The following is a 272-nucleotide window of genomic DNA, read 5'->3' as shown; positions in this document are numbered from 1 at the left end:
TGCCGTTGCGCACCAGGCGCTGCACATTGCTGCGCTTGAAGTTGTGCAGGTAGCTGAGGTTGCCGAAGAAGACCGCCGGGTCGGACGGGAACAGCCAGGTCAGGCTGCCCTGCAGCGAATGGAAGCCCGAGCCGGTCGGTAGCGACAGCGGCAGGCCGGTGCCGGTGACGTTCTCGCCGATGCAGCGGGTCTGGCAGTCGGTGACGACTTCGAACGGGTCCTTGCCGGTGGTCGACTTGTAGCGCAGGCCGCCGATGTAATAGGCCTTGTCC

1 pseudogene (running past one end of the window) is annotated in these 272 nt (G+C 65.4%); it reads right to left on the bottom strand.

Annotated features, from left to right (window positions below):
• Positions 1-272, bottom strand: a pseudogene (locus B2R83_RS17810) (hypothetical protein); its annotated part reaches 267 nt to the left of the window's first position; the annotation flags it as partial.

It is taken from the genome of Massilia sp. UBA6681 (assembly GCF_002454935.1).
Taxonomy (GTDB): domain Bacteria; phylum Pseudomonadota; class Gammaproteobacteria; order Burkholderiales; family Burkholderiaceae_D; genus Telluria; species Telluria varians.
Note: the sequence above shows the minus strand (reverse complement) of the source record. Positions and strands in the feature narration are given on the sequence as shown.